Here is a 20,321-nt window from a genome sequence, read left to right on the forward strand (position 1 = left end):
TGGTGGAACTCTTGCTGATGTTCGCCGCGATCCCGTTAGAGAGCGCATCCGCCTGCGCGGCCACCTTGCCAGCGCCGTCGTCACAGGTCAAAAGGGCGGCATGCTCCACGTCAACGACCTGACCTACCGCATCGGCGACCGGCTGATCCTCGACCACGCCTCCTTCAACCTGCCGACGGGCAGCAAGGTAGGCCTCGTCGGGCGAAACGGCGCGGGCAAGACCACCCTGTTCAAAATTATCCAAGGGGAGCTCGCCACCGAGAGCGGCGCCATCACCCTGCCCCGCGGCATGCGCATCGGCGCGGTGGCCCAGGAGGCACCGGGCGGTCCGGAGCGCCTGATCGACGTGGTGCTGGCCGCCGACAAGGAGCGCACGGCCCTTCTCGCCGAGGCCCAGACGGCGGAGGGCATCCGCCGCGCGGAGATCGAGACGCGGCTCACCGACATCGGCGCGCATTCCGCACCGTCCCGCGCCGCAGCGATCCTGCACGGTCTCGGCTTCGATGCGGAAGCACAAGAGAGGCCCTGCTCGGACTTCTCCGGCGGCTGGCGAATGCGCGTGGCGCTCGCCGCCGTCCTGTTCACCGAACCCGACCTCCTGCTCCTCGATGAGCCGACCAACTATCTCGACCTCGAAGGCACGCTCTGGCTCTACGATTATCTGGCGCGCTACCCGCACACCGTCCTCGTGATCAGCCACGACCGGGAGCTGCTCGACACCTGCGTCAACCACATCCTGCATCTCGATCGCGGCAAGCTCACGATCTATCGCGGCGGCTACACGTCGTTTGCCAGGCAATATGCGGAAAAGCGCGAGCTAACGGCCAAGATGGCGGCGAAGCAGGAGGCGGAGCGCAAGCACCTCCAGGCTTTCGTGGATCGCTTCAAGGCCAAGGCCTCGAAGGCGCGTCAGGCGCAGTCGCGTGTGAAGCGTCTCGCCAAGCTCGAGCCCATCGCGACAGTCATCGAGGACGACGTGCTGCCCTTCAACCTGCCAGGGCCGGAACGTCCGGCAGCGCCCCCGCTGATCACGGTCGAGGGCGGTGCGGTCGGCTATGGCGAGCGGATCGTGCTCGACCGGCTCAATCTCACGATCTCGCCGGACGACCGGATTGCACTATTGGGCTCCAACGGCAACGGCAAGTCCACCTTCTGCAAGCTCATTGGCGGTCGCCTCGAACCCATGAAGGGCGAGATGCGCACGGTCAGCCGCATGGATGTGGCCTATTTCGCGCAGCACCAGCTCGACGAGCTGAAGCCCGAGGCGACTGCCTACGACCACGTGGCCGCGCGCATGCCGGACCAGCCGGTCGCCCGAATCCGTGCCCGCACGGCGCAGATCGGCTTTCCGGGTGCGAAGGCGGATACGCCCGTTTCCGCCCTCTCCGGCGGCGAGAAGGCACGTCTGCTCATGGGCCTTGCCGCCTTCAACGGCCCCCACCTGCTCATCCTCGACGAGCCGACGAACCACCTCGACATCGACAGCCGCACGGCGTTGATGGAGGCCATCAACGACTATACCGGCGCAGTGATCCTGGTGAGCCACGACCGTTTTCTCATCGAGGCCTGCGCCGAACGCCTCTGGATCGTCGGCAACGGCACCGTGAGGCCCTTCGACGGCGACATGGACGATTACCGCCAGCTCGTGCTGGCGGGCGAGCTCGACCCCCAGAAGCAAGGCGACAAGCTGCAGGCGCCGACCGCGTCGAAAGCCGATGAACGCCGCGCTGCCGCCGAGAAGCGCGCGGCCCTTGCGCCCCTGCGCAAGAAGCTGGAAACCATCGAGGCGCGCATGGCGAAGCTCACGGAGGTCATCGGCAAGGTGGATGCGGCGCTTGCCGACGGCACGGCCTTCCTGAAGGATGCCGCGAAGGCTACCGAGCTGTCGAGAATGCGAGCCGAAGCCGCGGAGACGCTCGCCTCCCTGGAAGAAGAATGGCTCACGGTCAGCGGGGAGATCGAAGAGGCCTCCGCCTGACGGTTTCCGAGCATTGTGGCCGCGCTTGATGGAATCGGAATCATCGGCACGAGGCCGGTGACGGCGTGGTGCCCTTACGGCTTCGCGATCCGCTCGAGCCGGTTGTCTACGAAGAAGTAGAGCTCGCGCCCTCCGGGCTCCGCATAGAGCACCTGCACCTCGCGCTGCCCCTTGCCACTTTCGCCGACGAGCACGTCCGTGGCGGGCTTGCCCTTGAGACGCACGAGTTCGCATTCACTGATGCCGGGCTCGATGATGGTGGCGGTGCCAGTGAAAGGACCGGTGCAGCGCCCATCAGGACCGAGCAGGGGGCCGTCGAAGGTGGGGCCGGAGGGAGCGGCGGCCATCGGCGCCGCAGGTGCAGCCAGAGGCGGCAGGGCGGAGCCTGTGCCGGTGCAGGCCGCCAATCCGATTGCGGCCAGAGTCACGCACGACAAAACCTTCAGGCGCATCGATCAATCCCCACTGGCGGCCCTGGCCTGCAGGGCTTCCTCGAAAAGCCGCTGCACGTCGGTGCGAAAGGCCTGCCGCGACGCCTGCCGCGAATAGAACATGTGACCGCCTTCGTAAACACTCAAAGTCGCGCGCTTCTCGGGGCCGAGATCGGGAATCTGGTCGAGGAGCATCTTGGAGGCGAAATATGGCGTCACCAGATCCGTGAAGCCGTGCGTCACGAGCACGCGCATCCTGCCGTCGAGCGCCAAGGCTCGACGCAGCTCCTCCAGGTTCTCGGGGCCGCTGCGGCCATTGCCCCAGCGCCAGGCGCCGTTGATCGAGCCATTGAGCAGGTTGTATCGCCCTTCCGCCTTGTAGTTCAGCGTATCGGTCAAGTGATGGATGATCGCGCTCGTCAGGGGAGCCGTCATCGCATCGAGCACCGGATCCGCAAAACGCGAGACTTGCGAAGTCGGATTGGGATCAGCCGCCGCAACGTTGGTATCGTAGGCACTCACGACTTCCGCCGAGCCCCGCCGCAACTCTCTCTGGGCGGTGCGCATGTCGATGCGCCCCGCCAGACGCCGCGTGAGCTCGGGGTCGAGGCCGCTCAACTCGGCCACCCGTCGACTGAGGCGTTCAATGGCGTCCTTGTCCTGCAGGCCGCGCATGAGATCGACGAGATACTCGCCGGAGGCATAAATCTCGGCATCTCGGAGGCTCTCCCTCGAAACTGGCCCATTTCGCGATTGCGCTGTTGCCGCCAGCGACGGCAGGAGCGCGGCATTCACCCAGGGAGCCCCCGCGCCCTGGGCGAGCCAGTCGAAGTCGAAGACCGGAGAAACGAGAACCAAGCCGCTGAAACCGATACCCTGATCGCTCTGGAGCTTCTCCGCCAGAAGAGGACCACGGAATCCGCCATAGCTCTCGCCGACGAAGAATTTCGGCGAAGTGAGCCGGTTCTTCTCCTTCAGCCACCGCATGACGAAAGCCGCCAGCCCGTCGATATCGCCCTGCACGGAATAGAACCGCTCCCGCACCTGATCCCCGCCGACCACACGGCTGTAGCCGGTGCCTGGAGGATCGATGAAGACGAGATCCGTGAAGTCGAGCCAGGTTTCCGCGTTGGGCGCTAGCGACGGCGGAGCGGACGGGCTGATCGCCGGGCCGTCGAGGGGCAGCAGCCAGGGACCGATTGCGAGGAGATGCAAGTAAGCCGAGGATGCGCCTGGTCCGCCATTCACGGCGAAGGTCACCGGGCGCGTCGCCGGGTCGGAGCCGTCCTTGACGTAGGCCACGAACCCGATCTCGGCCTGCGGCGCGCCCTGTGGATCGGTGAGCGTCAGGTGTCCCGCCGTGGCCGTGAACTGGAGCGTCCGCCCGGGAAGGTCGAGGGTATGGCGCGTCACCGATTCCGGCGGCAAGCTCTGGGCCGCGGCCTCGGGCCGAGGCCTGCGCGCCTCCTGCCCGCCCTGCTGTTCCTGCGCCAGCGTGGCGAGAGGCGTAGCGAGGGACAGGCACAGGGCGAGCGTGACGGGCAGACGGAAGGCTCGAAGCATGGCGGTTGTCCTTGTGGCCTTCGGAAAACTGGAGGGCGAAAGTTCAGATGCAAGCTTCCCGGCGATGAAGAATTCGTGTGCCGGTGCGTTTGTCCCCTGTCCCGACATTACCGGCCTCGGGCCGGGGATCCCGATGGCTTGAGGCGCGGCGCGTTCGATCGGGACGGCCGGGACAGGCCAAGCCATGACGGAAAGGACGGTAAAAGAATCTGCCCCCTACCGATGCTTATCAGGCCTTGCGCTGCCAGCGGCCGGAATCGTCCTGCTGCCAGTAGGTCGCATCGTGTCCCCCCTCCTTCACCGCGCGCCACTGGTCGCGCGCGATGGCGAGCGCCTGCACGTCGTTGCCGTCGAACAGAATCGCGAGGCGTTGGTAGGAGGCGATGTCTTCCGGCAGGCCTGCTCCCTCGACCAGGAAGCGGATGGCCGCGCCATTGGGATTGTCGCCACCCAAGGTGATCAGGATCGGCTGGTCCGCGGCATGGGCCTCACGGTCCGTGCCGTGCGGCAGAAAACTGTCGTCGGAGAAGGTCCAGAGATGATCGTCGAGTGCGGCCATGCGTTCCTCCGTGGCCACCTGGATCACAGCGCGCCAGCCGCGCTCAAGGGTCTTTTGCAGGAGCGTCGGCAACACCGATTCGAGCGGCTGTTGCTGAAGATGATAGAACAGGACCTCGGCCATTATCCCCCCGTCATCCCGGGCGCCGCCAGGCGATCCGGGATCGTCGTCAGGATCGAGCGCCATTCCCGTTGAGCGATCCCGGGTTCCGCTGATGCGGCCCCGGGATGGCGTTCGTTATGACGCGATCCCACCATCATCCAAAGTCTCAACCCTCGTAGTGATCCCGCACGAGGCGGTCGAGGAGGCGCACCCCCCAGCCTGAAGCCCAGCCGCGGCTGATCTCCGTCTGCGGCGAGCCCATGGCCGTGCCCGCGATGTCGAGATGCGCCCAGGGGGTGTCGTTGACGAAGCGCTGGAGCAGCGCCGCCGCCGTGCTGGAACCGCCGAGGCGTCCGCCGGCATTCTTCATGTCGGCGAACTTGGATTCGATCATCTTATCGAATTCCGGCCCGATGGGCATGCGCCACACGCGCTCGCCCGTCGCCTTGCCTGCCGCGGCGAGACGCTCGGCGAGTTCGTCGTTGTTCGAGAACAGCCCGGCATATTCATGCGCGAGCGCCACCAGGATCGCCCCGGTCAGGGTCGCGAGGTCGATCATGAATTTCGGCTTGAAACGATCCTGCACGTACCAGAGCACGTCGGCCAGCACGAGGCGGCCCTCCGCATCCGTGTTGATGATCTCGATGGTCTGGCCCGACATGGTGGTGACGATGTCGCCGGGGCGCTGAGCATTGCCGTCAGGCATGTTTTCCACGAGCCCAATGGCTCCGACCACGTTCGCCTTCGCCTTGCGGCTTGCGAGAGCGTGCATGAGGCCGACGACGCAGGCCGCCCCCGCCATGTCGCCCTTCATGTCCTCCATGCCGGCCGCAGGCTTGATCGAAATGCCGCCGGTATCGAACACCACGCCCTTTCCGACGAAAGCGATGGGCTTGTCGTTGGCCTTGCCGCCGTTCCAGCGCATAATGGCGACGCGGCCGCCGCGCGCAGAGCCCTGAGCTACCCCCAGAAGAGCGCCCATGCCGAGCTTCTTCATGGCTTTCTCGTCGAGGATTTCCACCTCGACGCCGAGCTTGGCAAGAGCTTGAGCGCGTGCCGCGAACTCCTGGGGCCCGAGCACGTTCGGCGGCTCGTTGACGAGATCGCGCGCGAGCGTGATACCTTGCAGGACGCTCTCGTGGGCCTTGTAGACCTTCTTGACGGCAGCCGGATCGGCCACGCTTAGGGCGAGCCGGATGGTGCCTTTCTGCCCATTGTCGTCCTTCTTGGTCTTGTAGCGGTCAAAACTGTAGCGGCGCATCTGGGCGCCCAGGGCTATGTCGGCGGCGGCTTCGGGCGAAACATCGATCCCGGGCAGATCGAGTACGACAGTCGCGCTCCTGCCGTTCGTCTTGCCGGAGATAAGCCCGCCCAGTTGGACGAAATCCGTCTCTGCTCTGTCCTTCTCGCCCCCGACGCCGATCACGATCAGCCGGTCGACCGAGAGGCCGCTCGGCAGGACGATGGTCATGGCGGATTTGGCCTTGCCCTTGAAGTTCTCCGCCGCCGCTGCCTTGGCGATGAGATCGACAGCCTTTGGGCCGATCTGCTTGGCAACCGTCGGCGTGGGCTTGAGATTATCTCCGACGAAAACGATGAGATCGCCGGACTCGACCTTGCCGTGCGCCTGGAAGTCGATCTTGAAGCTGTCGGCCATGAAACCCTCTTGGTGTGACTGCACGAGAGCCGGATTCGGGGCGGCGCTCTTGGTGACCGGCATCATATAGGGCATGCAGGGCCTCGCCGTGAAATAGGCGCAATCTCGGGCTGTTGAAAACGGCCGTCTTGCCTTAAGACCGGGCGACAAGGTAACCCCGGACTGCCTGCCCGGGGGTGAAGGGCTCCATGACACTTCTCGAACGTTACATCCTGAGAATCGCATTCAGCGCCTTTACCGCGTGTCTGATCGCCCTGACGGGCGTCATCTGGATCACGCAAGCTCTGCGCGAACTCGATCTGCTGACAGGCAAGGGGCAGACCCTCTTTATCTTCCTGACAGTAACCGGCCTCTCACTGCCGGCGCTCATTAGCGTCATCGCGCCGGTCGCCCTCTTCATGGCGACAATCTACACCCTCAACAAGCTGAACGGCGATTCCGAGCTGATCGTCATGAGCGCAGGCGGCATGGCTCCGCAACGTCTGCTGCGCCCGTTCTTGGCGCTGGCCTTGTTCATCAGCCTCGCCGTAGGAATGATCTCTCTCTACCTCATGCCGGCGAGCCTCCAGGAGCTGCGCCTGCTGTTCACGCGGATCAGGGCGGACTTCGTGGCGACCATGGCCAAGGAGGGGCAGTTCATATCGCTGGAGAACGGTATCACCTTCCACTACCGGGAGAGGTCGGGAGATGCCCTGCTCGGCATCTTCATCGAAGACCAGCGCGACAAGACCAAACCCATCGTCTATCTCGCCGAACGCGGACAGACCGTCGAACAGAACGGACAGGCCTATCTCGTGCTCGAGAAGGGCAGCGTGCAGCGCAAGGATCCGCAGAGCAAAGATTCCTCCATCGTTGCGTTCGAACGCTATGCGGTGGATCTCGCGGCCTTCAACCAGGAGGGCGGCGATGTCGTCTACAAGCCGCGCGAGCGCAGCACCATGCAGCTCCTTTTCCCTGATACGAGCGACCCTCTCTACAAGGTCCAGCCGGGCCGCTTCAGGGCCGAGCTTCATGACCGGCTGTCGTCCTGGCTCTATCCCCTGGCCATGATGATCGTTGCCTTCGCCGCTCTGGGAGAGGCCCGCACCACCAGACAGGGGCGCGGGCTGGCAATCGCGACAGCCATCGCGGGAATCGTCCTGCTCAGGGTTCTGGGTTTTGCCGCCTCCAGCGCCGTGGTCCGCTCGCCTGCAGCAATCGCCGCAGTCTATGGAATCCCCTTAGGCAGCATCGTTCTCTGCCTCTTTCTGATCTTCCAAGGAGCGAGGATGCGAGCTATCTCCGCCAGGATCCGGTCGGTCCTCCGCGGCCTACATCCGTCGCGGAAGACGGCCGCCCAGGGGGCTTGAACATGCTGATCGGCCGGACTCTCGGATTTTACTTTGCGCGCCAGTTCATCAAGACGATCTTCATCGTCTTCGTCACGGTGTTCGCGCTTGTCTACACCATCGACTTCGTGGAGCTGATGCGCCGTGCGGGAGATGCCCAGAACGCGACGCCGGGGCTCATTGCGCGGCTCACGCTGTTCCGCACCCCCGCCATCGCCGAGCAGGTCATGCCCTTTGCGGTGCTCTTCGGCAGCATGGCGGCTCTTCTGCAGCTCAGCCGCAAGCTCGAGCTGGTGGTGGCCCGCGCAGCCGGTATTTCGGCCTGGCAGTTCCTGCAGCCCGGATTGCTGGTCGCCCTGCTCATCGGAATCGGATCGGTGACCGCCTACAATCCGGTCTCGGCCAGCCTGAAGCAGCAGGCTGCGGCCCTGGAAACCAAAATTTTCTCGCGCACGACGCAGGCCTCCGGCAAAACCATCTGGTTACGGCAGAAAAGCCAGGATGGGCATGCCATTTTCCGGGCGGAGGGGTCGCGCACGGACAGGGCGACCCTGGTCGGCGTGACCGTCTATACATTCGACCTGGAGGGGGGCTTCACCCATCGCATCGAAGCCAAGGAGGCCACACTCCACGAAGGGTTCTGGGAGCTGAGGGAAGCCCGTGTCCTTTCGGCAGAGGAAGAGCCGGAGAATCACGAGCAGTACCTGATCGCCTCCCATCTGCAGCCGTCCCAGCTGAGACAGAGCTTCGTCGCACCCGATTCCATACCGTTTTGGGAACTCCCCGAGACCATCCAGCGCATGGAGCGGGCGGCGATCAACACCACCGCCTATAAGCTCCATTACGACCTTCTCCTGGCCCGTCCCCTGCTCTTCATCGCCATGGTGTTCGTGGCCGCATCTGTGTCGTTAAGATTCTTCCGATTTGGCGGTGTAGCGTTGATGGTTCTGGGTGGCGTTGCCGCCGGGTTCATGCTTTATGTCGCCACGGAGCTAATGGCGGAGCTTGGAGCCTCCGGAATCATCAGCTCGGTTGTTGCCGCCTGGTTCCCTGCCGTTGTAGGCAGTCTATTAGGGACCTTGGCGTTATTACACCAAGAGGACGGCTAAGCCGCCCTCATATAAGGCATGGATTGAGGAGTGAGGATGCAACGGCTCAAGACAACGATCGCAACCTCTGCGGTCGCAACGGCACTTCTCTGCGCCGTTGGGTCCACGCCTGCGCCTGCCCAATCGCTCAACGAGGCCATCAGCTCGCGCCTGCAGTCGAACCCGGGCCAGGATCGGCTGCTCGTTGACGCCAAGGAAATCATCTACGACAACGACAGAAACACGATTTCCGCCTCGGGCGACGTCCAGATGAACTATCAAGGCAGGACGCTCCAGGCCGACCGGGTCACCTATGACCGGAATACCGGTCGCGTCCATGCGGAGGGCAATGCCCGCCTTACCGATTCCAGTGGCGCCGTCGTCACGGGCGACCGATTCGAACTGACGGACGACTTCAAGAACGGCTTCATCGATTCCCTGCGGGTGGTTCAGACCACGGTCGAGAACGGCCGGCCGGTCACGACCCGCTTCTCCTCGCCCCGCGCCGAGCGGGCGGCAGGCGAGACGACCACTTTCGAGCGCGGCACCTATACGGCCTGCGAGCCCTGCAAGGAGCACCCGGAGCGACCGCCGCTGTGGCAGGTCAAGGCCGCGAAGATCATCCACAACAACAGCGAGCAGACGATCTACTACGAGGACGCGACTCTCGAGATCCTCGGCCTGCCCGTTGCCTACCTGCCCTATTTCTGGACGCCGGACCCCACCGTCAAGCGCAAGACCGGCTTCCTCGCGCCCCGCTACGTCGCATCGAATACACTCGGTTTCGGTGCCCAGATTCCGTTCTTCTGGGCCATCGCCCCGAATTACGACCTGACGGTCGCTCCGACCTTCCTGACCCGTCAAGGCATTCTCGGCGAGGCGGAGTGGCGCCACCGGCTGGAGACCGGCGCCTACAACATCCGCGTTGCGGGCATCTCGCAACTCGATCCCGATGCTTTCCTCCCCAGCCCTCGGGGCGCCGGGGATCGGGACTGGCGCGGCTCCCTGGAAACGGCGGGCCAGTTCTATCTGAACGAGCGCTGGAAATGGGGCTGGGACATCACCCTCGTGTCGGACAAGTGGTTCCTCGAGAACTACAGCATCCGCAACGAGAGCCTCAGCGCCCTCTATCTGAAGGAGGCGGTCTCGACCCTTTACCTGCAGGGTCAGGGGGATCGCTCGTTCTTCGACGTGCGCGGCTATTATTTCCAGGGCCTGTCCACCCGCGATTGGCAGAAGCAGCAGCCGGTCGTCCACCCGGTTCTGGACTATAACAAGCGTTTTACGCCCTCGGGCATCGGCGGTGAGTTCGCCCTCGACGTGAATGTAACCAGTCTTACCCGCGAGGCGGCACAGTTCGAACCGTTATCGAGTAAGAACAGGACTTCCTTGTTCGGCATTTACCAGACCTGCAAGGAGTTCAATCCGGAGGATTGCCTGGTTCGCGGTACCAGCGGCTCCATGTCCCGCGCGTCGGTCATGGCTTCCTGGCGCCGGGAATTCATCGATCCCGTCGGGCAGGTCTGGACGCCGTTCGCCTATCTCCGCGCCGATAGTTTCTGGGTCTCCCCGGATCTGGAAGGATATCAGAACGCCAAACTCAGCAATTATATCACGGGCGACGACGATTACCTCTTCCGCGCCACCCCGGCCGTCGGCCTTGAATACCGGTATCCCTTCGTTGCCGACCTCGGCACGTCTGGGCGACAGGTCATCGAGCCGATCGCGCAGATCATCGCCCGTCCCAACGAGACCAAGATCGGCAATCTTCCAAACGAGGATGCGCAGAGCCTGATCTTCGACGACACCTCCCTCTTCGACTGGGACAAGTTCTCCGGCTACGATCGCGCCGAGGGCGGTGTTCGGGCAAATATGGGCATTCAGTACACGGTCACAGGCGCCGACGACTTCTATGCGAGCGCGCTCTTCGGCCAATCCTATCAGGTCGCAGGCCGTAACTCGTACCGTCAAGGCGATTTGGCCAATGTGGGTCTCGATTCCGGCCTCGAGTCGCGCGCATCCGACTACGTCGGCCGCGTGCAGTTCTCTCCGAACAGGAACTTCTCCTTCGTGACCCGCGCGCGGTTCGACGAGGAGGACTTCAACGTCAATCGGCTCGAGGCGAGCGTCCGCGCGAACTTCAATCCTTACCTGCCGCTTTCGACATCGCTGACCTATGCGCGGTATGACGCCCAGCCGGAGATCGGTTTCACCCGTCGCCGCGAGGGTCTCCTCGGCTCGGCAACCTGGAACCTGACTCCGAACTGGAGCTTGTCAGGCTCGGTGCTGGTGGATCTCGACCGCTACCTGCTGCAAGAGGAGAACCCTGCGGCTTATGCCGATAACCCGATCGAGCGTGCCTTCGTCAGCTCCATGTCCCTCGGTGTGGGCTATATCGACGAGTGCACGACCTTCTCGCTGCGGTACATCATGAAGCCCCGCTCCCTCACCACCAGCAGTTCAGGCGAGAGAGAGCGCAATCACACGGTCATGTTGAGCCTGGAACTGAGAACCCTGGGCGCGGCTGCGATCACCCAGAACATCGACGGATCCTCCTCCGAAGAAGGTGTAGCGAACTAGCGATGGGCTTCGAACGCCCTCTCCTTCTGACCCAGGGCGATCCTGCCGGGATCGGACCCGAACTCACCCTTCGGGCCTGGCTCTGCCGCGAGCGGGATGCCCTGCCTCCCTTCGCCACTCTGGCCGATCCTGCGCAACTTGAACGAACGGCCAGCATCCTGGGATGGAACGTCCCCGTGATGCCTGTCGAGCTATCGCAGATCGAGTCCACCTTTGCGCATGCTCTGCCCGTCATTCCGCTCAAAGAGCGCGTATCCGCCGAGCCGGGACAGCCCCATCCCGCCTCGGCCCCTTCGGTGATTGAATCCATCGAGACGGCCGTCCAGCTTGTCCGCAAGGGCGAGGCCAGCGCCGTCGTCACCAATCCCATCGCCAAGCACGTGCTCTACGACGCCGGGTTCCGGCACCCGGGACACACGGAGTTCCTGGCAGCTCTCGCGGGACAGGACGGGAACACCTATCATCCGGTGATGATGCTCTGGAGCGAGGAACTCGCGGTGGTGCCGGTGACTGTCCACATTCCCGTCTCGTCCGTGCCTGCCGCCCTGACGACGGAGCTGATCGTACTCACGGGGCGCATCGTGGCACGGGAGCTGAAGGAGCGCTTCGGCCTTGCCGATCCGCGCCTTGCCCTGGCGGGCCTCAATCCGCATGCCGGTGAGGGTGGCGCGATGGGCATGGAGGATCAGGCCGTCATCCTGCCGGCAGTCGCGGCCCTCCGGGCCGAAGGGATCGCCGCTGCTGGTCCGTTCCCGGCCGACACCATGTTCCACGCCCGGGCGCGGAAGGGCTACGATGCAGCCTTGGCCATGTATCACGATCAGGCGCTCATCCCGATCAAGACCATAGCCTTCGACGAAGCGGTGAATGTGACGCTGGGCCTGCCCTTCGTCCGCACCTCTCCAGACCACGGCACGGCTTTCGACATCGCGGGCAAAGGCATCGCGCGCCCCGACAGCCTCATGGCCGCCATCAAGCTGGCGGGACACCTCGGCGCAAGGGCGAAGAAGCCGTGAGCCAGATCGACAACCTCCCCCCCTTGCGCGAGGTCGTCCGCACCCACGGCCTCATGGCCAAGAAATCACTTGGTCAGAACTTCCTGTTCGATCTCAATCTGACGAGCCGGATTGCCCGCTCAGCCGGCCCGCTGGAGGATGCCACCATCATCGAGGTCGGACCCGGTCCCGGCGGCCTCACCCGCGCCATCCTGGCCGCGGGCGCGAAGAAGGTCGTTGCCATCGAGCGCGACAGCCGCTGTCTGCCTGCCCTCGCGGAGATTGCCGCCTACTATCCGGGACGCCTGGAAGTCATCGAAGCCGATGCACTGGAGTTCGATCCGCGCCCCAGGGTCGGCGGTGGGCTCGTGCGCATTATCTCGAACCTGCCCTACAACGTGGGAACGGCTCTGCTCACCGGCTGGCTGACGGGCGAGGAGTGGCCACCCTGGTGGTCGTCGCTGACCCTCATGTTCCAGCGCGAGGTGGCCGAGCGCATCGTGGCGACCGAGGACGATCCGAAGGATTACGGACGACTCGGCGTGCTCTGCGGCTGGCGCACCGATGCGCGCATTCTCTTCGACGTGCCGCCCTCGGCCTTCGTGCCGCCGCCGAAAATCACCTCGAGCATCGTCCATCTGACACCGAAGGTCTCGCCTCTGCCCTGCCGGATCGGCGCATTGGAATCGATCACCCGGGCCGCCTTCGGACAGCGCCGCAAGATGCTGCGCCAGAGTCTGAAGGCGGTTACGCCCGATCCGGCCGCGATCATCGCCGCCGCCGGGCTGGAGGAAACGGCCCGCGCCGAGAATGTACCAGTGGAGGGCTATGTGTCTCTGGCCAACGCCTTCGATGCGATGCGCGCCAAGGCCTAGCCGACCTGCTCCGAGAGCAGCCCCTCGACGAATTCCTGCAGGCCGACGAGACGATCGCGCTTGAGGCGTTCCGCCGCCTGGATGGCCTTCAGGCTCTGGAAGGACTGGTCGAGATCCTCGTTGACGATCACGTAGTCGTATTCGATCCAGCGCTCCATCTCAACGCGCGCATTGGCGAGGCGCTTGGCGATGACTTCGGGCGCATCCTCCGCCCGCCGTTCAAGGCGAGCCTTCAGCTCCTTGAAGCTCGGAGGCAGAATGAAAACGGTCACCACGTCGTCCGGCAGCTTCTGGCGGACCTGGCGCGTGCCCTGATAATCGATGTCGAAGATCATATCCTGACCAGCCGCGAGGGTCTTCTCCACCGGCTTGCGCGGCGTCCCATAGAAGTTGCCGTGAACCTCTGCCCATTCCAGGAGTTCGTCGCGATCGCGCAGCGCCTTGAACTCTTCCACATCGATGAAGTGATAGTGCTTTCCATCGATCTCGGACGGCCGTTTGGGGCGCGTGGTGACGGAGATGGACAGAGCGCCTGCGCGCTCCTCCACGAGGCTGCGGGTGAGCGTCGTCTTCCCGGCGCCGGAGGGCGAGGACAGGATGAGGATAAGGCCGCGACGACCGACGAGAGGCTTCGAATCTTGGCTCACCGCATCACTCCACATTCTGAACCTGCTCGCGGAATTGCTCGATAACGGCCTTCAGTTCAAGCCCGATCCTGGAGAGAGCCACATCATTGGCCTTGGCGCAGAGCGTATTGGCCTCCCGACCGAATTCCTGCGCCAGGAAGTCGAGCCTGCGCCCGACCGGCCCACCCTCCCGCAAAAGAGTCCGCGCGGCATCGACGTGCGCGCTCAGGCGATCGATCTCCTCGCGGATATCGGCACGCGCCGCGATCAGAACCGCCTCCTGATGAAGACGCGCCGGATCGAGGGAGGTCTTGCCGTCCATGAGTTCCGCGATCGACGCTTCGAGGCGGGCGCGGATGGCTTCGGGCTGTCGTGCCGGGCAGGCCTCCGCCTCTTTCACCAGCGCAGCCATGGCGTCGAGATGCTGATTCAGGACGGCGGCGAGCGCCTTGCCCTCGTTCAGCCGCGTGGACTTGAGCGCCTGAATGAGCCTCCCGACGCCGTCGTTGAGCGCCGCGGCCAGAGCCGCGTCCTGCCCCGGATCGACCGCATCCTCATCGAGTTCCACGACGCCTCGAACGGAGAGAAGCCCATCGAGAGAAGCCGGTTGAACATTGTCGGGCAGGTTCAGTTCCCCGATGACGGCGAGGAGGGATTGCAGGACCTCCCGATTGACGCGGAGCTTGGGCGCGGAGGAAGTCTTGGAAATCGAGAGGTTGAGCTGCCCCTGCCCCCGTGCGAAGGCCTTGAGGATCTGGCTCCGCGCCTCCTCCCCGATGGCGTCGAGCCCGGAGGGGGTCCTCACGCGCACCTCAAGCCCGCGGCCGTTGACGGTCTTGAGCTCCCAGGCCCATTGATAAGAGCCGGTCACACCGGCCTCGCGGGCAAAGCCGGTCATGCTTGCAATCGACATGCACAGATCCTCAGACGTCGCGCAGAAACTGAATTCGGCGCGACCATAACGCATCGTGAAAAAAAGTGGATTCGGTTTTCGCTTCCCGCCCCGGGACTCTGCGCCCAACGATGAGTTTCGTTTCGAGGGAGAGAATACCGGATGGGTCCCCAGAGCGAAGTCCACTTTGGGGCCGATGCTCGAATGCCGCTGATATCCAAATCGACCGCGACGGTCCTGCGTGAAGGGTCAGGGCTGCTTGAGGTCCGGAACGGTCTTCGGATTGGTCAGGTCGAAGCTCTTGTTCTTGAGCGGATCCTTTTCCGTGCCCTCGCTGGCATCGAAGGCACGGGCGCGCCGCCCGTTCGCGCCGACGGTGCGAACCCCGGCTGGCCGGACGGCGCCGGTGGTGCCGCGCAGCTCGTTCAGCCCATCGTCGAGCGCGCCGGACTGTCCCGGCGCCGGCTGAGCAGGGGCATCGGCGTCGAGGACACGGTCGACATTGTCGCCGTCGGGCGCCGCCTTGGACCTTTCGATCTGCCGCCAGCGGCTCACGTTGCGCTGATGCTGCTCGTAGGTTTCCGCGAAAGCGTGACCGCCTGATCCGTCGGCGACGAAGTAGAGATCTTTCGTCCGTGACGGATTGGCCACGGCCTCAAGCGCAGCGCGTCCGGGATTGGCGATGGGGCCCGGAGGCAGCCCTTCGATCACATAGGTGTTGTAGGGCGTCGGCATCTCGATTTCGCTGCGCAGGATCCCCCGGCCCAGAGTGCCCTTGCCTCCCACGAGACCATAGACGATGGTGGGGTCCGACTGGAGCTTCATGCGCTTCATGAGACGGTTAATGAACACGCCGGCCACGCGGGTGCGCTCGTCGGCGCGGCCCGTTTCCTTCTCCACGATGGAGGCGAGGATCACCAGCTCTTGCGGGGACTTGATCGGCAAGTCCGCGGAGCGGCGCTGCCAGATCTGATCGAGCACTTGGCGCTGGGCTGCCTGCATGGTGTTGACGATCTGCTGGCGTGTGGTGCCGCGCTCGAACTTGTAGGTGTCGGGCAGCAGGGTTCCCTCGCGCGGCGTCTCGGCGATGTCGCCGCTCAGGATTTCGTTCTCGTAAAGGCGAGCAACGATCTGATCGCTCGTGAGGCCTTCGGGAATGGTGATGGCGTGGAGGATCGCCTTGCCCTGAACGAGCGTGTCGATGGCTTCGCGAATGCTCGTGCCGGCCTTGAACTGGAACTCGCCGGCCTTGAGGTGACCGCGCTGGCGATTGATGAGCGCATAGGCCTCGAACAGCAGCGGATGATCGATGACGCCCTCGTCCCTCAGGATGCCCGCGATCGCGCTCGTGCCGGTGTTGCGTGGGATGAGCACCACCTTGTCGTTCTGCAGCGGCCCTTTGGCGGTCACCTCCCGCTCCAGCATGGTAAAGCCGATAATGCCCGCCAGAGCCAGGGCGACGACCAGGGTCATCAGGCCGCTCATGACGGCCAGCATCCCGCCGCGACGGCGGCGGATGCGAGGCGGCGGTGGCGGAGCCAGGCTCGGCTTGAGCGCTTCGCTCGGCGAGCGCGGTGCAAGACGCGGCTGCTCCTGATTCTGGAGCTCGGCCTCGTGTTCAGAGATCAGGGTGCTTTTCTTTTTACGTCCGAACATCACGATGCTTTTCTGGTGCCGGCCGGGCCTTCCCCGACTCCTCCGACACCCTAGCGGGGAATATGGCGAAAAGCCGTAACGTAGAAGCGCTATCCTCAGGCAACGCGGCGGAAGATCAGGGAAGCATTGGTGCCGCCGAACCCGAAGGAGTTCGACAGGGCCACATTGACTTCCTTGCGCTTGGCCACCTTCGGCACGAGGTCGATAGCAGTTTCGACGGACGGATTGTCAAGGTTGATGGTGGGCGGAACGATGCCGTCGCGCATGGCGAGGATCGAGAAGATCGCCTCGACAGCGCCGGCCGCACCCAAGAGGTGCCCGATGGCCGACTTGGTCGACGACATGGTGAGCTTGTCCGCCGAGTTGCCCATGATGCGCTCGATGGCCTTGAGCTCGATTTCGTCGCCGAGCGGCGTCGAGGTGCCATGGGCATTCACGTAATCGATCTCGGAAACCTGGATGCCTGCGCGCCTCACGGCGGCGGACATGCAGCGGTAGGCCCCGTCACCGTCCTCCGAAGGAGAGGTGATATGGTAAGCATCGCCCGATAGACCGTAGCCGATCACCTCAGCATAGATTTTCGCGCCGCGAGCCTTGGCGTGCTCGTATTCCTCCAGCACTACGACGCCTGCGCCCTCGCCCATGACGAATCCGTCACGGTCCTTATCATAGGGACGCGAGGCGCTGGTGGGCTCGTCGTTGAAGTTGGTGGAGAGCGCACGGCAGGCGGCAAAGCCCGCGATGGAAAGACGGTTGACCGGGGATTCCGTGCCGCCCGCCACCATCACGTCCGCATCGCCCAACGCGATCAGGCGGGCTGCATCGCCAATGGCGTGGGCACCCGTGGAGCAGGCCGTGACCACCGCATGGTTCGGGCCTTTCAGGCCGTGCTCGATGGAGACATAGCCGCCAGCGAGGTTGATCAGGCGCCCGGGAATGAAGAAGGGCGAGATGCGGCGCGGGCCGCGCTCGATCAGGGTGGCCGAAGCCTCGTAGATGCCGCCGATGCCGCCGATGCCGGAACCGATCAGCACGCCTGTGGCGCATTGATCCTCATAGGATTTCGGAGCCCAGCCCGCATCGCGAAGAGCCTGGGCCGAGGCCGCCATCGCATAGACGATGAAGGGGTCGACCTTGCGCTGCTCCTTCGGTTCCATCCACTCGTCGGGGTTGAAGGTGCCGTTGGATCCGTCGCCGACGGGAATCTGGCAGGCGATCCGGCAGGCGAGATCGTCGACCTGGAAGTCGGTGATCTTGTTCGCGCCGCTTTGTCCCTCGATCAGGCGAGACCACGTGACATCGACACCGCTGCCGAGCGGCGTGACCATGCCAAGACCTGTAACAACAACACGGCGCATAACGTTCTACCCTATCATCAAATATAAATCGGGCGTCGGGTGGCTCACCCGACGCCCGCGAACTTCTTAGGCCGCGTTCTTCTCGAGGAAGCGGATGGCGTCGCCCACCGTGACGATGGTCTCGGCGGCATCGTCCGGGATCTCGACGTTGAACTCTTCTTCGAAGGCCATCACCAGCTCGACCGTGTCGAGGCTGTCGGCGCCCAGGTCGTCGATGAAGTTGGCGTTATCGGTCACCTTGTCGGCTTCGACGCCCAGGTGCTCGACAACAATCTTCTTCACGCGATCAGCGACGTCACTCATCGTTTTCTTCCTCAGTGGCTGCCGCCTCAGGTAACGGGCGGATTTAAAATCGAAATCGGATCAGCTGCTCAGCTGACAACGCTGAAACGGCTACCTTGCGCCGTGCAAAGCCGCATTTTTTAGCGCCGGTCAACCCCTTTGGCGTGATCGGGCTCATGCTTAACACAAGCTTATCCTCTCTGGCGAGAGGCGAGAGGCGCCTGCGAACAGATTCCGCAAGCGCCGCTAAGTGCCTTCAGAACATAGCCATTCCGCCGTTGACGTGCAGGGTGTGCCCTGTCACGTAGCCGGCTTCGGCGGAGGCGAGATACACAACCGAAGAGGCGATTTCGTCACCCTGCCCCAGCCTTCCCATAGGGATGGTGCCGAGGATTCCCTCGCGCTGCTTCTCGTTGAGCACGTCGGTCATCGGTGACTCAATAAAGCCCGGAGCGACCAGATTCACCGTGATGTTGCGGCTCGCGACCTCGGCGGCCAGCGCCTTGGTCATCCCGATGAGGCCAGCCTTCGAGGCGGCATAATTGCCCTGCCCCGGATTCCCGGTGGAGCCCACCACGGAGCCGATGTTGACGATGCGACCATAGCGGCGGCGCATCATGCCCTTGACGGCAGCCCGCGAGAGGCGGAAGGCCGCGGTCAGGTTCACGGCGATCACCGTGTCCCACTCCTCGTCCTTCATGCGCATGAACAGGTTGTCCTTGGTGACGCCTGCGTTGTTCACGAGAATGTCGAGCCCCTCCATAGCCGCTTCCGCCGCCGGAACGAGGGCCTCCACCGAATCCTTGTCGGCAAGATTGGCCTCGACCACATGGACCCGCTCGCCCAGCGAGGAGGCCAGCTCGTCGAGAGCGGCACGGCGGGTGCCGGAGAGTGTCACGGTCGCGCCTCGGGCATGCAGCGCGCGGGCAATGGCGCCGCCGATGCCGCCCGTGGCGCCCGTCACGAGAGCCTTGCGGCCAGTCAGATCGAACATGAAGGCTCTCCTCTTATCCTTGCAGGGAAGCTTTGAAGGCGGCGACATCCTCGGGGGTGCCTATGGCGGTGGCGGCGGCACCCGCCGCGATGCGTTTCACGAGTCCGGTCAGAACCTTACCCGAACCGATCTCATAGAACGATTCAACGCCCTGGGCGGCCATGTAGGCCACGCTCTCGCGCCAGCGGACCGTGCCGGTGACCTGACGGACCAGTGCATCCCTGATCGCGTCCGGGCCTGTGATCGGAGCGGCCTCCACATTGGCCACCACCGGGACGGCGGGAATGTTCACCGTCACAGCGGCGAGGGCCTCGCGCATGGCGTCGGCGGCGGGCTGCATGAGGGCGCAATGGAAGGGAGCGGACACGGCCAGCATTACGGCGCGCTTGGCGCCCTTCTCCTGAGCGATGCCGACTGCCCGCTCGACGGCGGCCTTATGGCCGGAGACCACGACCTGGGCGCCGCCATTGTCGTTGGCCGCATCGCAGACCTCTCCCTGAGCGGCGGCGCGGGCAACCTCGAGAGCCCTGTCGAATTCGAGTCCGAGAAGAGCCGCCATGGCACCCTGCCCCACGGGCACGGCGTTCTGCATGGCATTGCCGCGGATCCGCAGGAGACGGGCCGTATCGGCGATGGAGAGGCTGCCGGCAGCGGCCAGCGCCGAATACTCGCCGAGGGAATGACCCGCGACGAAGGCCGCATGTTCCTTCAGGTCCAGACCGGCCTCGGCTTCCAGCACGCGCATGGCCGCAAGGCTCACGGCCATGAGGGCCGGCTGGGTGTTGGCGGTGAGGGTCAGCTCCTCGGCGGGACCGTCCCACATCAGCGCGGAAAGCTTCTGCGAGAGAGCCTCGTCCACCTCGTCGAACACGGCCTTGGCCTGGCGAAAGGCGTCGGCGAGGGCCTTGCCCATGCCCACGGCTTGGCTTCCCTGACCGGGGAAAATGAATGCGCGCTTCATCGGGAGCGGAACCTTTATTGCGTCGAATCCGCGCGGAACTCGCACCAGCAAGCTCCGGAGTCAAGGCAAAGAGAGCGTCTTGGGCCTTTATCCCGCCCTCAGAGCCGTTTCCCCTGCCAGGGAATCACCCCTCTTCTTTTGCTCGCCGCATCACCCAATGACAAACCGGATTCACGTCGCAGAAGAACGCTCTAGATGTGCTGCCTCCATCCCTTCAGAAGATTGCGGTCGAATTTCGGCCTGCCGGAGAAGAGCCTGCACCAGAAACACTTGCACCAGCACTTGATGCCAAGCAGGAAAGAATTCACGATATTCATGGACACTCGCTGTTTATTTTATATATTGTTTCATGTTTTTGGTGACATCAAGTCGACATGCGGGTCCGCACGCTCCGCA

The 20,321-nt window shown here is 64.1% G+C and carries 17 protein-coding genes; 6 read left to right on the forward strand and 11 right to left on the reverse strand.

Going from position 1 to position 20,321, the window contains the following annotated elements; all coding sequences use genetic code 11:
- Positions 1-100 precede the first annotated feature (100 nt).
- A complete protein-coding gene (locus tag GR328_RS13990) occupies positions 101-1,978 on the forward strand; it encodes an ABC-F family ATP-binding cassette domain-containing protein (RefSeq protein ID WP_160885148.1) in 1,878 nt (625 codons plus the stop codon).
- A gap of 74 nt (positions 1,979-2,052) precedes the next feature.
- Here GR328_RS13990 and GR328_RS13995 read toward each other — a convergent pair whose 3' ends face one another.
- The 4 genes from GR328_RS13995 to GR328_RS14010 form a co-directional block, all read right to left on the reverse strand.
- Positions 2,053-2,430, reverse strand: coding sequence for a hypothetical protein (locus GR328_RS13995; RefSeq protein ID WP_160885149.1), 378 nt, complete (start codon positions 2,428-2,430; stop codon positions 2,053-2,055).
- 3 nt (positions 2,431-2,433) lie between these two features.
- Complete coding sequence (locus tag GR328_RS14000) at positions 2,434-3,972, reverse strand: S10 family peptidase (protein WP_160885150.1); 1,539 nt, start codon at positions 3,970-3,972, stop codon at positions 2,434-2,436.
- A 229-nt stretch (positions 3,973-4,201) separates the two neighbouring features.
- Positions 4,202-4,654 carry a DNA polymerase III subunit chi gene (locus GR328_RS14005; RefSeq protein ID WP_160885284.1) on the reverse strand — a complete coding sequence of 151 codons (453 nt, stop codon included), beginning with the start codon at positions 4,652-4,654 and terminating at the stop codon, positions 4,202-4,204.
- Between the two features lie 145 nt (positions 4,655-4,799).
- The gene (locus GR328_RS14010; protein WP_160885285.1) at positions 4,800-6,290 is read right to left on the reverse strand and encodes a leucyl aminopeptidase; all 1,491 of its coding nucleotides are present in this window, start codon (positions 6,288-6,290) and stop codon (positions 4,800-4,802) included.
- 188 nt (positions 6,291-6,478) lie between these two features.
- Here GR328_RS14010 and lptF point away from each other — a divergent pair, with 188 nt between their 5' ends.
- Genes lptF through rsmA form a run of 5 tightly spaced genes read left to right on the forward strand, consistent with a single transcriptional unit; the run spans position 6,479 to position 13,156 of the window.
- Positions 6,479-7,639, forward strand: a complete 1,161-nt coding sequence (lptF, locus tag GR328_RS14015; protein WP_160885151.1) for an LPS export ABC transporter permease LptF — start codon at positions 6,479-6,481, stop codon at positions 7,637-7,639.
- A 2-nt stretch (positions 7,640-7,641) separates the two neighbouring features.
- Positions 7,642-8,727, forward strand: coding sequence for an LPS export ABC transporter permease LptG (gene lptG / locus GR328_RS14020; protein ID WP_160885152.1), 1,086 nt, complete (start codon positions 7,642-7,644; stop codon positions 8,725-8,727).
- Positions 8,728-8,763: 36 nt separating this feature from the next.
- Positions 8,764-11,286, forward strand: coding sequence for an LPS-assembly protein LptD (locus GR328_RS14025; protein WP_160885153.1), 2,523 nt, complete (start codon positions 8,764-8,766; stop codon positions 11,284-11,286).
- A 2-nt stretch (positions 11,287-11,288) separates the two neighbouring features.
- A complete protein-coding gene (gene pdxA, locus GR328_RS14030) occupies positions 11,289-12,302 on the forward strand; it encodes a 4-hydroxythreonine-4-phosphate dehydrogenase PdxA (protein WP_160885154.1) in 1,014 nt (337 codons plus the stop codon).
- On the forward strand, positions 12,299-13,156 hold the full coding sequence (gene rsmA, locus GR328_RS14035; RefSeq protein WP_160885155.1) for a 16S rRNA (adenine(1518)-N(6)/adenine(1519)-N(6))-dimethyltransferase RsmA: 858 nt from the start codon (positions 12,299-12,301) through the stop codon (positions 13,154-13,156). The genes pdxA and rsmA overlap by 4 nt, the downstream gene beginning before the upstream one ends.
- On the opposite strand, the gene gmk is transcribed toward rsmA, so the two are convergent.
- The 7 genes from gmk to fabD all read right to left on the reverse strand — a co-directional run bounded on the left by gmk (position 13,153) and on the right by fabD (position 19,925).
- Positions 13,153-13,818 (reverse strand): guanylate kinase, encoded by a 666-nt coding sequence (gene gmk / locus GR328_RS14040; RefSeq protein WP_160885156.1) that lies wholly within the window; start codon positions 13,816-13,818, stop codon positions 13,153-13,155. The two genes, rsmA and gmk, sit on opposite strands and share 4 nt — an antisense overlap.
- Positions 13,808-14,695, reverse strand: coding sequence for a YicC/YloC family endoribonuclease (locus GR328_RS14045; protein ID WP_160885157.1), 888 nt, complete (start codon positions 14,693-14,695; stop codon positions 13,808-13,810). The genes gmk and GR328_RS14045 overlap by 11 nt, the downstream gene beginning before the upstream one ends.
- A gap of 228 nt (positions 14,696-14,923) precedes the next feature.
- Positions 14,924-16,330, reverse strand: coding sequence for an endolytic transglycosylase MltG (gene mltG / locus GR328_RS14050; RefSeq protein WP_160885158.1), 1,407 nt, complete (start codon positions 16,328-16,330; stop codon positions 14,924-14,926).
- Between the two features lie 95 nt (positions 16,331-16,425).
- On the reverse strand, positions 16,426-17,688 hold the full coding sequence (fabF, locus tag GR328_RS14055; protein ID WP_160885159.1) for a beta-ketoacyl-ACP synthase II: 1,263 nt from the start codon (positions 17,686-17,688) through the stop codon (positions 16,426-16,428).
- Between the two features lie 66 nt (positions 17,689-17,754).
- Complete coding sequence (locus GR328_RS14060) at positions 17,755-17,991, reverse strand: acyl carrier protein (RefSeq protein WP_009764365.1); 237 nt, start codon at positions 17,989-17,991, stop codon at positions 17,755-17,757.
- Between the two features lie 235 nt (positions 17,992-18,226).
- The gene (fabG, locus tag GR328_RS14065) at positions 18,227-18,964 is read right to left on the reverse strand and encodes a 3-oxoacyl-[acyl-carrier-protein] reductase (protein ID WP_160885160.1); all 738 of its coding nucleotides are present in this window, start codon (positions 18,962-18,964) and stop codon (positions 18,227-18,229) included.
- A 13-nt stretch (positions 18,965-18,977) separates the two neighbouring features.
- On the reverse strand, positions 18,978-19,925 hold the full coding sequence (fabD, locus tag GR328_RS14070) for an ACP S-malonyltransferase (protein WP_160885161.1): 948 nt from the start codon (positions 19,923-19,925) through the stop codon (positions 18,978-18,980).
- Positions 19,926-20,321: the final 396 nt, after the last annotated feature.

It is taken from the genome of Microvirga makkahensis (assembly GCF_009830105.1).
In the GTDB taxonomy this organism is placed as follows: Bacteria; Pseudomonadota; Alphaproteobacteria; order Rhizobiales; family Beijerinckiaceae; genus Microvirga; species Microvirga makkahensis.